General features: G+C 72.1%; 11 protein-coding genes. 4 read left to right on the forward strand and 7 right to left on the reverse strand.

Features of this window, described 5'->3' with window-relative positions; translation table 11 throughout:
* Positions 1–3: 3 nt before the first annotated feature.
* Positions 4–732 (forward strand): alpha/beta fold hydrolase, encoded by a 729-nt coding sequence (locus WMF12_RS29150; protein ID WP_437850665.1) that lies wholly within the window; start codon positions 4–6, stop codon positions 730–732.
* Between the two features lie 84 nt (positions 733–816).
* Here the strand turns inward: WMF12_RS29150 and WMF12_RS29155 are convergent, their stop codons facing one another.
* The 5 genes from WMF12_RS29155 to WMF12_RS29175 form a co-directional block, all read right to left on the reverse strand.
* Positions 817–1,719 carry a hypothetical protein gene (locus WMF12_RS29155; RefSeq protein WP_437850667.1) on the reverse strand — a complete coding sequence of 301 codons (903 nt, stop codon included), beginning with the start codon at positions 1,717–1,719 and terminating at the stop codon, positions 817–819.
* A gap of 122 nt (positions 1,720–1,841) precedes the next feature.
* Positions 1,842–3,029 (reverse strand): oxygenase MpaB family protein, encoded by a 1,188-nt coding sequence (locus WMF12_RS29160; protein WP_437850669.1) that lies wholly within the window; start codon positions 3,027–3,029, stop codon positions 1,842–1,844.
* A gap of 77 nt (positions 3,030–3,106) precedes the next feature.
* The gene (locus WMF12_RS29165) at positions 3,107–3,772 is read right to left on the reverse strand and encodes an STAS domain-containing protein (RefSeq protein WP_437850671.1); all 666 of its coding nucleotides are present in this window, start codon (positions 3,770–3,772) and stop codon (positions 3,107–3,109) included.
* A 283-nt stretch (positions 3,773–4,055) separates the two neighbouring features.
* Positions 4,056–6,227: an SUMF1/EgtB/PvdO family nonheme iron enzyme gene (locus tag WMF12_RS29170; RefSeq protein WP_437850673.1), complete on the reverse strand. Its 2,172-nt coding sequence runs from the start codon at positions 6,225–6,227 to the stop codon at positions 4,056–4,058.
* 142 nt (positions 6,228–6,369) lie between these two features.
* On the reverse strand, positions 6,370–7,653 hold the full coding sequence (locus WMF12_RS29175) for a patatin-like phospholipase family protein (protein WP_437739961.1): 1,284 nt from the start codon (positions 7,651–7,653) through the stop codon (positions 6,370–6,372).
* A gap of 104 nt (positions 7,654–7,757) precedes the next feature.
* On the opposite strand from WMF12_RS29175, the gene plsY reads away from it, so the two are divergent.
* Positions 7,758–8,414: a glycerol-3-phosphate 1-O-acyltransferase PlsY gene (gene plsY / locus WMF12_RS29180; protein ID WP_437850675.1), complete on the forward strand. Its 657-nt coding sequence runs from the start codon at positions 7,758–7,760 to the stop codon at positions 8,412–8,414.
* A gap of 39 nt (positions 8,415–8,453) precedes the next feature.
* Here the strand turns inward: plsY and WMF12_RS29185 are convergent, their stop codons facing one another.
* Entirely contained in the window at positions 8,454–9,596 is a 1,143-nt protein-coding gene (locus WMF12_RS29185) for a purple acid phosphatase family protein (protein ID WP_437850676.1), read from the reverse strand.
* A gap of 492 nt (positions 9,597–10,088) precedes the next feature.
* On the opposite strand from WMF12_RS29185, the gene WMF12_RS29190 reads away from it, so the two are divergent.
* Both WMF12_RS29190 and WMF12_RS29195 read left to right on the forward strand, forming a co-directional pair.
* Entirely contained in the window at positions 10,089–10,532 is a 444-nt protein-coding gene (locus tag WMF12_RS29190; RefSeq protein WP_437850678.1) for a hypothetical protein, read from the forward strand.
* A 64-nt stretch (positions 10,533–10,596) separates the two neighbouring features.
* Positions 10,597–11,370, forward strand: coding sequence for a class I SAM-dependent methyltransferase (locus WMF12_RS29195; protein ID WP_437850680.1), 774 nt, complete (start codon positions 10,597–10,599; stop codon positions 11,368–11,370).
* Positions 11,371–11,471: 101 nt separating this feature from the next.
* Here the strand turns inward: WMF12_RS29195 and WMF12_RS29200 are convergent, their stop codons facing one another.
* Positions 11,472–12,743, reverse strand: a complete 1,272-nt coding sequence (locus tag WMF12_RS29200) for a glycosyl hydrolase family 8 (protein ID WP_437850682.1) — start codon at positions 12,741–12,743, stop codon at positions 11,472–11,474.
* Between the last annotated feature and the right edge of the window lie 6 nt (positions 12,744–12,749).

The following is a 12,749-nucleotide window of genomic DNA, read 5'->3' on the forward strand; positions in this document are numbered from 1 at the left end:
CCCATGGCACCCAGCGACGAACCGCTCCGCCTGCTGCTCCTCCCCGGCCTCGACGGCACCGGCGCGCTCTTCGAGCCGTTCCTCTCGACGCTGTCCGCCGACATCGCGCCGGAGGTCGTCTCCTACCCCGCGGACAGGGCGCTCGATTACGACGCGCTCGAAGAGCTGGTCGCGGCGCGCCTGCCCGCGGACGGGCCGTATGCGCTGCTCGGCGAGTCGTTCTCGGGGCCGCTCGCGCTCCGCCTGGCCTGCCGGAGCGCCGGGCAGCTCGTCGGCGTGGTGCTCGTGGCCACCTTCGTCACGAACCCGGTGTGGCCCGTCCCGCCGCTGGCGCGGCACCTCGTCGGCCCATGGCTCTTCCGCCGCCGCGCGCCGGAGCTCGTCTCGCGCCACTACCTCGTCGGCGCAGACGCCTCCGCCGCGTGGCTCGAGCGCGTGGCCGCGAACGTCGAGACCGTCGATCCCGCGGTGATGGCGGCGCGCGTGCGCGAGGTGCTCTCGGTGGACGCGCGCGCGGCGCTTCAGGGCTGCGCCGCGCCGCTGCTCTACCTGGGCGCCGCGGGCGACACGCTGGTGCCGCCGCGCGTGCTGCGCGAGCTCCGCCGCATGCGGCCCGACCTGGAGTGCGTCACGGTCGACGCTCCGCACCTCGTGCTGCAGCTCGCGCCGGAGGCGTCGGCGCGAGCGATCGAGGGCTTCCTGAGGCGCGCGGCCGGCAAGGTGGAGGCCTGAGCGCCGCTCGCCTCGCCGCCCCCCGCGGAGGGCCGTGGACGGTGGCGAGGAGGGCCCGCCCCCCACGCGCTCAGGATCAGCGGTTCACAGCGGCCTGTCCTTCGCCGCCGCCTCGAGCCAGTCCGCGCACGCGCCGTCCTCGGCGGGCGGCTGAACGCCCTTGAGGAGATACCACGCCTCCCGGTGCTCCGCGCGGGCGCCGGGCGAAACGCGCTGCAGCGGGCCGAGCGACTCGACCTCGAGCATGTCCGCGTTCGTGAACGTCTCGAAGTTGCACCCCATGTCCGGGTACGTGGCGCCCTCGATGAACGGGAACCGCTTCAGGAACACGTTCCCGTGGTTCGCGTACGCCGCGTAGCCCTGGGTCACGAGCGCACCCACCTTCTGCGGCCCCTTGCCCGCGACCTGCCGCAGGCGGATCACGCGCTTGCCCCAGGTCCACCGGGGCTCGGCCATGTCGGTGTACGACCACAGCACGAGCGGCCGCGCCGGCAAGACGCGATCGGGGTGCGGGACGAACGGCGCCTGCGGGAACAGGCACTCGCCGCCGCCCGCCATCACGGAGAGCGACCACGGGGCGAACTCGACCGCATAAGCGCTGTGGTTCTCGATCGCATGATCGATGACGAACCTGCCCGCCGCCGCGTCCGCCGCGATGCGGACCTCCTTCTGCATTCCGTACCTGTCCGGCGCGGTCCGGAGCACGAGCGCGCCGTTCTCCTCCCGGTGCTGCACGGGATCGTTGTCGGGCTGCAGCGTCCGCTGCTCGTCCTCGGGGCCGATCCAGAGCCGGTGACCGCCGTAGAACCTGTAGTGGGTTCCGCCTGTCGCGCCCATGTCCTCGGGGATCTCGGAGAACTCGTTCGGACCGCCGATGACGCCGTACCGGATGATGCGCGGGCCGATGTCGAGCGTGACGACGAGCTCCGTGTCGCCGCAGACGAGGCGCGCGGCGCGCTTCCAACCGCCGTAAGGGATGATCTCCATGCCGGAGGTCTCGTACCGCAGAACCGGAGGGCGGTTCAACCCCGACTGCCGCGCCCGCTCCCACGCCGTCGCCCTGGACATCCGGCGCCGCGGCCGCCTCGCCCCGCGAGCGGCGTGACCGCTCAGGTGCCGCTGCCGGCGAGGCGCTCCGGGGGCGCGAAGTCGGCCGGGCGGCCGCCGAGGCCCATCGAGATGACGCGCCGCCAGCGGAGGTCGCCGAGGTCGAGCGCGAGATCCTGCAGGGGCGGCAGCGCGTGCGCGCGGCTCGACGCGGCGGCGACCGCGCGGAGCAGCGGCACGACGAGGGGCGAGCGCTGCCGGGGCACGCCGAGCTGCTCGGCGAGCTCGTCGCCCAGCACGGCCCGGGAGAGGCCGCAGGAGACGGCCATGAACCGCTCGGCGCTCCGGCGCTCGCCGTCGGTTCGCGCGCTGCGCACCCTGCGGGTGAGCAGCGAGTCCACGAGCATGCGCGAGTCGTGGTCCGGCGCGCCCTGCGTCGCGAAGATCATCTCGGCCAGCCGACGCGCCTCGGCGTAGGAGCCGGGGATGAGCTCCGGCTCGACGCCGATGACGTGGGCGACGTAGCGCCAGAGGTGGACGAGGTCCTCCCTCTGGGCGGGCGCGAAGCGGTAGGCGAGCTTGTCGAGGCCGTCGATGACCGCGACCGAGAAGAGCAGCGCCGTCGCCACCATGTCGTGCTGGTTGATCGGCTCGCCCCAGAGGGCCGCCTGCCACCGGCCGCTCGCTCGGATGAGGCGCCGCACCTGCGCGTGCATGACGCGCACCTTGACGGTGATCGCGAAGCCCTCGCCGGAGCGGCGCATTCCGTTCGCCTGGCTCACGGCATAGACGAACCGGCTCGTCTCGGCGAGGCGGCGCTCGGCCTGCTCGCGGAGCCTCCCCGAGAAGACCAGCGGCTTGTTCCCGCCGGGCGACGCGTACCCGAGGATGAGCGACTGCATCGCGAGCAGGATCCCGCCGAGGACGCCCGTGCGCAGGAACGCCGCCCCGCCGCGGTTCACCGCCTCCCAGTCCACCCAGAGGGGCACGTGATCGACCGACGCGAAGAGCGCCCGCAGCTCGGCCGGGGCCTCTTTCACCGTGCGGTCATCGTCGATGCCGCGCGCGAGGGCAGCCTCCAGGAGACGGAAGCCCTGGCCCGGAGGCATCGACGCGAACGCGTCCACGACGGCGTCGGCGACCGGATCGACGCGGAGCAGGAAGGGCCCCAGGCGATCGAGCTGGTCGCCGAAGCGACGGCGGGCGTCTGCGGTGTCCTGGAAGCGAGCGGGGATCGTCGCGTTCTCCATGGGCTGCAACAGGATATCCCTTGGCACACCGGCTGCGTTCCGCAAAGGCGACGCCGCACGAAGCGGAGCTCCGCGGATCAGCGCGGTGAGATCGTGCGCCCCCGCTGCGCAAGGCAGAACCTGAGCCCCTCCCGCAGGCTGCGCATCGGGTTCAGCTCGTCGAACGCGACGCCGATCGCGACGAGCGTCTCCGCGACATGACCGCCCAGGCCGGTGAGGACGCAGCGCGCGCCGAGGAGCTGCACCGCCTGAGCCAGCTTGATGAGGTGCTGGGCGGTCATGGAGTCGATGAGCGTGACGCCGGTCAGATCGAGGATCACCCACTCGACGTCGCTGTCTTCCGCCACGCGCACGAGGAGCCGCTCGGTCACCTCGACGGCGCGCACCGAGTCGAACAGCCCGACGAGCGGGAGCGTGAGGATGCCGTGCCATATGTCGATGATCGGCACCGAGAGCTCCCGGATCGCGCACTCCTGGCGCTGGATGGTGTCCAGCTGATGCTCGAGCTCGCGCTTCGAGGCGGCGAGCGCGGCGAGCGCCTGGCTCTTCTGCTGCGTGGTCGCGGAGAGCTCGGAGAGAAAGACGCGCAGAGCCTCCTCGATCACCCCGAAGGCGTCGTGTTCGACCGCCGCCAGCTGCTTCAGCGCGAGCTCGACCTCTCCCGTGGACGCGAGCGCAACCGCATCGATGACGCGTTGCATCCGGCCTTCCTCGATGGAGATCAACTTCTCGGATTCTTGCATGGGCTCCTGTGGGCGCAGCAGGGGTTGACCGGTGAGGAAGCGGAGTCACCGGGCTCATGCGCGGGGTGGACCTCGCCGGCCCGCATCGGAGGACGTGCTCGCGGTGACCTGGTCTTGTGCGCCCGATCGCACGGCTCTACGTGTCCCAACATCCTACCTCGCGATCGGGCGTGTGAATCGACGTTCGACCAAGATGGGATAGATAGCCTATCCCCGGCGCGGCTGAAATGAGCCTGGCCCGCTGATCCGCGCTTCCCTGCTGCCCGCTCACGGGACCTCGTGTTCAATCGACCGAGCGAACGCAACGAAACCCGGTCGAGACGTCACCTGCCTCACGATCATACGCCAGCCGGAACGTCGCTTTTGCCGTGCTGGCGGAGAAGTCCCACGATCCCCCCCGGAGCACGCCCCTGCTGCCGGTCGCCGGCACCTGGGGATCTGTCTGGGCGCCTCTGGCATACACGCCTGGGTCCCAGCCGTCGGCCACCCACTCCCAGACGTTGCCCGCCATGTCGAGCGCGCCCGACGGGCTCGCTCCGGCCTTGGCCGAGCCGACCTCCTGGGTGCCCCGGCCGCGCCCGCCGCAGCCCTGCCCAGGAGGCCGAGACACGACCGCGTGCGCGCACCCTGGCGGCTCGTTGCCCCACGGATACTCGCGGCCGTCGGCGCCGCGCGCGGCGTATTCCCACTCGGCCTCGGTCGGGAGCCGCTTGCCGGCGAAGGCGCAGTACGCGGCCGCCTGCGCCTGGTCGACGCACGAGATCGGGTGTTGCGACTTCGCGGGATCCGCCGCGGTGCAGAGCGCGCCGCGCTGCTCGACGTCGGCGTCGGTCGCGCGGGGGCCGTGCAGGCCGCTCGGCGTGCACCGGCCCGCCTCGACGCAGCGCTGGTAGGCGGCGACCGTCACCTCGGTGCGATCGACGTCGAACGCGCGGGTCAGCGTCACCTCGTGGGGCGGGCGCTCGGATTTGCCGCCCTTCGTGCTGCCCATCGTGAAGCGGCCCGCCGGCATCCGGACCATGTCGGGCGGGGGCGGCGCCTTCATCCGGGGCGCGGTAAGGCCGCCGAGCACGCGCGCCGGCCGCGCCTCGTCGGGGGCGCGGTGGCGGACGAACGCGACGGCGCCTGCGCCGGCCGCGGCCAGCGCGGCCACCGAGACGAGCGCGGGCATCAGGCGCCGCCGCGGGGCGGCCCTGGCGGCCTGGGGCGTGGGAGGGGGCGACGCCGGTTGCGGGGCGGCCTGCGGCGGCGCGCTCGTCGCCAGGCCACGCATCGTCGTGAGGGATGGCGCGGGCGGCGCGCCGGCGAGCGCGGTCCCGGCGGGCGCAGGCGCGCCGTCCATGGACGTGGACGCGAGCGCGCCGCCTTCACGCGCAGGGAGCGCGGCCGGCGTATGCGCCGTGTCCGCCAGGCCCAGCGCGGCAGGGCCGGCAGCCACGCGCTCTGTCCCCGACACGCCCAGCGCCGCAGCGCCGGGCGCTGCGCCCGCAGGCGGGCTGCCCGCTGCGACCGCGCCGGCGGGCGCGGCCGTCGCCATCGCAGCCTCGAGCGCCCCCCAGAGCTCGCCTGCCGTGCGGTAGCGCTCCCGCGGGTCGATCGCGAGCGCGCGGCGCACCACCGCCTCGACGGCGTCGGGCGCGCTCACGCCCGCGCCGCCCAGGCTCGGGCGGAACGCCGGATCGGTCGCGGCGATGTACAGCTGCGTGACGTCGCTGCCGAGGAGGGCGCGGTTGCCCGAGGCCACCTCGATGAGCACCAGGGCGAGCGCGAAGACGTCGGTCCACGGCCCGGTCGCGCCGAAGCGGTGGTGAAACTGCTCCGGCGCGCCGTAATGGACGGTGAAGGCCCGGAGCGCGCTCCCTGTCTCGGCCATCGCCTGCGTCATGCTCGAGAGCTCGCCGAGCACCTTGGCGATGCCGAAGTCGAGGACCTTCAGCGTGCGCCGGCCGCCGATCTCGGCGAGGAACAGGTTGGCCGGCTTGACGTCGCGGTGGGCGACGCCCTGCGCGTGCGCGACCTCGAGCGCGTACGCCGCGGGCGCGAGCAGGGCGACCGCCTCGGCGAGCGGGCGCGCCGCCTCGCCGCGGGCGCGCCGCTCGGCGATCTCGCGGTCGAGCGGCACGCCATGGAGCCACTCGAGCACGAGATAAGGCGTCCACTCGCCCGACGGCGAGACCGCGGCGCCGGTGTCGAGGGCCTGCACGATGCCGGCGCTCGCCCGGGAGAGGCGGTGGAGGAGCCGCCCCTCGTCGAGGAGCATCCGCTGGAACGACGCGCGCTCCGCCGGGGCCAGCGATCCGAGCAGCTTCAGGCACTTGACCGCGACCGGCTCGTCGAACCCGAGGTGCTGGCCGCGGTAGACGACGCCGAACCCGCCCTCGCCGACCACGGCGTCGAGCCGGTACTTGCCGCCGATCGTCGCGCCCACCCAGCCGAAGGGATCCGAAGGTGCCATCTCGCGGCGCGAGTCTACACCGGGCGCCGCGGCCGCGCGGAGCTCGCGCCGAGATAGGCGCCGAGCGCCCCGACGCCGTCTGAGCCTCGGCGCCCGAGAGGATCCGGACGGATCCAGAGCGTGCCTGTGTCTCCAGGCCCCCTCAGGGCGCCCGCTCCTCGAACCCGCCCGGCCTCAGCGCCCGCTCGAAGAACGCGCACAGCTCCTCGTGCCGCGCGCGCGCGTCCGCGCGGCCTATCTCGATGAGCCGCCCCGCGAACTCCCCGTCGAACAGCAGGTAGGACAGGAAGTCGGCCTCGCGCTGCTCGTCTCCCTCGGCGAGGCGCCGCATCACGCGGCCGAGCACGCCCGTGGCCCGCGCGCGGAACGCCGGGGAGCGCACGAACTCCGCCGCCAGGCCGCCGATGTCCTTGGAGGCGCGGATGAGCAGCGACCGCATCGGCCGGAGCGCGCGCCCCGGCGGCAGCCCGAGCTCGTCGTTGAGCTCGCCGATGAAGCCCTCGCCATAGCGCCGCCGCCCCGCCTCCAGGATCCCGTTGATGCTCTCGAGCCGCGCCAGGTCGTTGTCGATCCGGTCGAGCATCAGCGCGTTCAGCGTCTTGCCGAGCAGGAAGAGGGGCCCGGGGAAGCCCGGCCCGTCGCGCTCGGCCGCGCTCGACGCGGGCTCGATGTACCGCGGATTGACCACGATCACGCCGTCGGCCCCGAGGCGCCGCGCGGGCGACAGCGGGACGTTCTGGCGCAGCCCGCCGTCACAGTAGAGCTCTCCGTCGATGTTCACCGGGCGGAACAGGATGGGGAGCGCGGACGAGGCGAGCGCGTGCTGCGCGCGGATCGCGGTGGCGCGCGGGGAGATCGTCGGGTCGTGGCTCCAGGGCGGCAGGCCGGGCTCGCGACGGTGGACGAAGACGACCGTGCGGCCGCTCTTGACCAGCGTCGTCGACACGGTCAGCGCCGACAGGAGCCCCCTCTCGAGGTGGCCGTCGATCCGCTCGAAGGGCACGGCCTCCGCGATCTGCCGCTCGAGGCCCGACGTGTCGAGGAGCGCGGCGCGGCCGCCGCTTGATGGCGCGCGCGCGCTCGCGGCGCCCCCGCGGAGCAGGTCGTGCCCGACCGCGAGCACGCCGCGCACGTCGAGGCGCACGAGGTCGTCGATGCGCAGGCGCGTCCACACCGCGGCGAGCCGCCGCGCGCGGCTCCGCGCCTCGTCCGCGAACGCGGCGAGCCCACAGACGTTGATGGCGCCGACCGAGGTGCCGCACAGGATATCGAGCGGCGCCTCGCGGCCGAGATCGCGAGAGACGTCCTCGAGGATGTGCTGCACCACGCCGACCTCGTAAGCGCCGCGCGCGGCACCGCCGGCCAGGACGAGCGCGATCTTGGGGGCGCGGCCACTCCGGGTCGAGACGGGCGCCAGGTCAGCCATGTTCGCAGAATACCATGATCGCCATCGTGACATGGGCTCTTTGGCGCGCGCTCGACGCGGCGCGCGTGCTACACCCGCCGTGAGCGCGGGCATGGAGGCGCGCGATGACGGCAATGACGGCAATCTACCTGGCCCTTGCCTACCTCCTCGGAGCGATCCCGACAGGCTACCTCTTCGCGCGGTTCGTCAAAGGGGTCGACCTCCGCGAGGTCGGCTCGGGGAACATCGGCGCGACGAACGTCCTGCGCGCCTTCGGCTGGGGGCCTGGCCTGGCCGTCCTCGCCGCGGATGTGGCGAAGGGCGCGCTCGTCGCCGGGCCCCTCGCGTCGTGGCTCTCCGTCGCGCCGGGCGGGTGGGTCGTCGCGGCGGGCGGCCTCACCGCGGTGCTGGGCCACGACTACACGGTCTTCCTCGGGATGCGGGGCGGCAAGGGCGTCGCGACGTCCTGCGGTGTCCTGCTCGTGCTGGCGCCGCGGTCCACGCTCGCCACGCTGGCCGTCTTCGCGGTCATCGTGCGGGCGACCCGCATGGTCTCGGCGGGCTCCCTCACCGGCGCCCTCGCCCTGCCCCTCTTCCTCTGGCTCCTCGGCGAGCGGGGCGCCCCGGCCCTCTGCCTCTCGCTGCTCCTCGCCGCGCTCGTCTGGCTCAAGCACATCCCGAACATCCGGCGGATGCTCGCGGGCACCGAGAGCACGATCTCGTTCGGGAGGCGGCGCGACGACGAGCACGACGGCCCGCCGCGCGACGACGAGCGCCGCTGACGGCCGCGGCGCCGCTCGGCCGCCGAGGGCGGCGCCCGCTCACTTGGTCATGGTCGTCGTGAAGATCGGCGCCCCTTGTTTGTCGATGAACTCGAACAGCAGGTTCCTCCCCTCGAACCGCAGATAGGCGAAGCCCTCGGTCTTGTCCGTGAAGAAGAGCTGCCCCCGCTCGGTCGGGACCGAGGAGACGACCGGGCGGGTCTTCGAACCGGCGCCGCTGATGGCGAAATAGACGTTCGGGCAGCCCTCGTCTCGCCCCTTGTCGATGAACTCGAGGTTGTGGTCGTGGCCGGCCATGTACATGTCGGCCCCGCAGTAGATGGCCTGCTGCATGGCGAACATCCCGCTCATCCCGAGCGACGGGTTGTCCGAGGCGTGAACTCCGGACGTGTAGCGGGGGTGATGGCCAAAGACGATCTTCCACGTGGCGTCCGAGGCGGCGACCCGCGCGCTCATGTCGCGCGCCTGGTCATCGGAGGTGAAGTCGACGGTATCGATCCCGAAGAGATGGACGTCGCCGACGCGAACGTCGTAATACGAGGCGGGCATGTGCCACTTGGCGGTCAGCCGCATGCCAGGCCCGTCGCCCACGGGCAGCTGCGAGTAGTCGATCTGCGCTTGCCGCACGCCGCTGCTGCTGGGGCCATGGTCGTGGTTGCCCAGCACCGCATAGAACGGGAGGCCGTTCAGGCCGGGCCTGTCGTAGGGCTGCTCGAACTTGGGACCCCACTGCGCATCGCTCGTGTCGACCACGCCGTGGTCGTAGAAATTGTCACCGTTCATCATCACGGCATGACAGCCCCCGACCTCGATGCACTTCTCGCTCATCCGATCGGCGACCTGGTTCTGCGCGAGGTTTCCCTCTCCGGTGTCGCCGAGAGCGATGATCCTGACGACATCATGGCGAGAGACGACGGCCCCGATGACCTCGGCGCGCCCCGCGCCCGAGCTCGCTCCGGGGTCCGCTGCGCTCCCGCCGCTCGGCCCGGCGCCGATGCTCGCGGCGCCCGTGCTGGTCGGCTCATGGCCTGTCCCCTCGTGCGCTCCGGCGCTCGGGATCGGCACGCTGTCCGCCACGCCGCAGCCCGCGCCGAACGCGACGGCCGGCGACGCGGAAAGCACGAGGGCAACAAGGGACTTCGTGGAGATCGCGAGAGGACGAGCTGCGCGGAGAGGCTTCATCTAGCGCTCATTGTAACCAACGCCGGTCTCCGATGATCACCCGCCCAAAGCTTTGTTCGTCCCGGCGCGCCAGCAGACCCGAGCACACCAGCTCTTCCACCCAGACCGGACACAGGCGTCAACACGGTATCCGCGCCGCGGCCCCGCCGGAGCCATCGCCACGACGTGCGCGCTGATCCCGATCCGCCCCCCCAGCATCACCATCCCCTTCCGACAGAACCCTCGGGGCCATCCAGAAGCCGGGGCGCGAGCACGCTCCCCTGGACCTCCCGCCGGCGCCCATGCCGTCGCCCGCCATCGGAGCGGCCCCCTTCAACGGCGCCCGTTTTTCTCTTGACGTCAGCGAGATCACAGCATATCGAAGTTGAACATCACTTTCAATATCAACAACGGAGCCAACGTGATCCGAGAGACGCCTCCTGCCCCGAGCCTGTACCGATGCGCAGCGCTCGCCGCTTTCCTCTGGTCCGACGCTCGCCAGGGAGAAGCCTCGTGAGCTCTCGCACACCGCTTTCCGTCGGCCGCCCGCTCCCGTCTGGGCCCTCGTGCCTGCCGGAGCCCGCGAGCGAGGAGGGCTGGCCTCCGCCGCCGCACGATCCTCGCGAGCGCGAGCTCGCGCTCGTCGTCGCGGGCTGGGAGGTACGCCTCTTCGGCGGACGGAAGTTCGACTACTTCGTCACGCACGGCTTCTGGCACCTGCAGCTCTGGCACCCCGAGGCGCGCGTCTCGATACTGACGCCCTCGCGGCTCACGCGCGGGCTCTACGAGGCGTATCCGATCGCGAACTGGAAGGCGCAGGCGCCCGACTACGACAAGCTCGCGACGCTCCTCGGCGGGCTGGTCGAGGCGAAGCTCCCGGAGCGGGTGGCGGTGCTCCGCCTCGAGCTCGCCCTCGTCGCCGAGGTCGTTCGAGGCCACGGCGGGGTGGCGTCGTGACGCCGTGTCTCCGGGGGGCGCCCGCGCTCGCGCGGCCTCGTGTCCGGCGATGCAAGGAGGGCTCATGAGCTCCATGACCGTCTCCAGGGACGCGGTGCTCTCGCTGGTCGGGCGCGCCGAGGCGCGGGTGCGCTTTCCGGATCTCGGCTTCGCCGATCCGTGGGCCGAGGCGATGCTGGCCACGCTCGACGTGGATCCGGCTGGCTTCGACGCCAGCGCGCTCCGGACCTCGGCGGCGCGCGCCATGATCATCGACGGGCTCGTCAGGCGCTATTTCGAGCGGAACCCGTTCGGCCTCGCCATCGCGCTCAACGCCGGGCTCTGCACGCGGTTCTCGCGCATCGACAACGGGACGCTCCGCTGGGTGGATCTCGATCCGCCCCACGTGGCGGAGTTCAAGTGCGCGCACCGCCTCTGCCACGCGTCCGAGCGCCACGCCCTCGCGAGGAGCTGTTCGATCGCGTGCACGGGCTGGATGGATTCCCTCCGCGGCGCGAGCGACGTGCCGACGCTCCTCATCGCCGAGGGCGCCCTGGCCGGGCAGCCTCGCGAGCTCGCCGACGCCTTCTTCACGCGAGCCTCCGCGCGCCTCCCGACAGGGACGGAGATCATCCTCGATCACGAGGTGTCCCCGCCCCTGCGAGCGTCGCTCCGGCAGCGCGCGTGCCTGGAGATCCCGGCCCTGGATGGCTCGGTCGCGCGCTACCCGCGGCTGCGGCCGGTCGGCGAGAGCGACGCTCTTCCGGCGCCAGAGCGAGCGCTGCGCGGCCTGCGTGGGATGCCTGGCCGGCACCGCGGCAGAGGTGCGCCGCCGGTCCTCCACCTCCGCTTCGAATGAGCCTCGCGGTTCGCGCAACGGCGTTGCCCCCGAGGAGCGATGTCCCTCCCCCGGGGCGCGGACCGAGAGGAGCCGCCGCGCGGAGATGCCCGCGCGCCGGATCAGTACACGCGAAACTGCCCGCTCAGCGTCAACAGCGAGAGCATGTGGAGCAACCTCGAGAAGTAGCGGGTCTCCCCGGTCGCCGGCGGCGTCGTCCACACCGCCTCGATGTAGGCGTCGCGATCGTCGTTCGTCGCGATCAGCCCGGTGACCCCGTTCATGAAGATGAGCGCCGACTCCGGCGTGGCGTTGAGCATCGCGCCGTCGATCTTGAAGACCGCGCCGTACTTGTCGATGCCCAGCTTCGAGAAGAACCCGAGCAGCCGGTCCGCCTCCTCCACTTGCCACGGGTCGACGCCGAACCAGACGTGGTCGAGCGCGAGGCTCAGCTGCGTGCGGTAGGCCTCGGAGCCGAAGTAGTCCCAGTTGAGCACCGGCGTGCCGTCGAAGTGGGCGCGCACAGGGATGAGCCCGGTGCTCGGGTGCGCGGCCTCCTGCCAGTGGGTGCGCGCGCTGGCGGCAGCCTCGGACCAGAAGGGGTCGCGCATGGCCTGCGCCCAGAGCTCGTAATAGGCGGGCATCTCGATGGAAGGACGGGTGACGTCCGCCGCCGAGACGTGCGGGTAGTCGTAGACGAGCTTCGTCGTCGAATCGAACGTGTTGGTCACCCCCGAGGCGACCCCCCCGTTCAGGGCCTCCTTGTGGCGCATCACCTCGAGCAGGCCGATCGCGTCCAGCCCATAGTCGATGGTCCCGGTGTCGCTCCCCCAGCGGCCGTGGGCGAAGAACAGCGCCATCGCGATCTGCTGGAGGCCAAAAGGATCGAAGCACGCCACCACCGTGCCCCCCGGGACGTCGCACCATGACATGAGATATCCCTGGCCGGGACCGGACTTGAGCTGGAGTGTGGACTTGGCGTATCTCCAGATCCGGTCGAACTCGTCTCGCTTGTCGAGCTCGACCGTGATGATCATCCCGAGGCCGATGCCCTCGGAGCGCACGTTATTGTGGTAGTCGTCCCAGATGTAGGCCTGTTCGGTGCCAGGCACCGGGTAGTAGACGGTCTCGTTGTCGCGATCGCCGTAGAAGAGCTGATCGAAGCTGTCCTCGATCTTGGCCGCGATCTCCTCGTCCGTCTTGCCGAGCACGTCGCGGAACGCGTTGGGGTACTCGGAGGGGCCCGTCAGCGGGCCGAGCTCATCGCTGCTCATCCGGTCGTAGCCGAGCGAATCCACCGTGGTCACACACCCAGGCAGCACACACACCGCCATCCAGGCACCGGCGACGCCGGAAGCTGCGCGGAACGAACGGAGGAGGGCAGGGCAACGCATGACCCA

Source organism: Sorangium sp. So ce363 (genome assembly GCF_051520435.1).
Taxonomy (GTDB): domain Bacteria; phylum Myxococcota_A; class Polyangia; order Polyangiales; family Polyangiaceae; genus Sorangium; species Sorangium cellulosum_B.

Coding starts and splice junctions, on each gene's coding strand:
- WMF12_RS29150 (WP_437850665.1), top strand. CDS start 4: ATGGCACCCAGCGACGAACCGCTCCGCCTGCTGCTCCTCCCCGGCCTC.
- WMF12_RS29155 (WP_437850667.1), bottom strand. CDS start 1,719: ATGGAGATCATCCCTTACGGCGGTTGGAAGCGCGCCGCGCGCCTCGTC.
- WMF12_RS29160 (WP_437850669.1), bottom strand. CDS start 3,029: ATGGAGAACGCGACGATCCCCGCTCGCTTCCAGGACACCGCAGACGCC.
- WMF12_RS29165 (WP_437850671.1), bottom strand. CDS start 3,772: ATGCAAGAATCCGAGAAGTTGATCTCCATCGAGGAAGGCCGGATGCAA.
- WMF12_RS29170 (WP_437850673.1), bottom strand. CDS start 6,227: ATGGCACCTTCGGATCCCTTCGGCTGGGTGGGCGCGACGATCGGCGGC.
- WMF12_RS29175 (WP_437739961.1), bottom strand. CDS start 7,653: ATGGCTGACCTGGCGCCCGTCTCGACCCGGAGTGGCCGCGCCCCCAAG.
- plsY (WP_437850675.1), top strand. CDS start 7,758: ATGACGGCAATGACGGCAATCTACCTGGCCCTTGCCTACCTCCTCGGA.
- WMF12_RS29185 (WP_437850676.1), bottom strand. CDS start 9,596: ATGAAGCCTCTCCGCGCAGCTCGTCCTCTCGCGATCTCCACGAAGTCC.
- WMF12_RS29195 (WP_437850680.1), top strand. CDS start 10,597: ATGAGCTCCATGACCGTCTCCAGGGACGCGGTGCTCTCGCTGGTCGGG.
- WMF12_RS29200 (WP_437850682.1), bottom strand. CDS start 12,743: ATGCGTTGCCCTGCCCTCCTCCGTTCGTTCCGCGCAGCTTCCGGCGTC.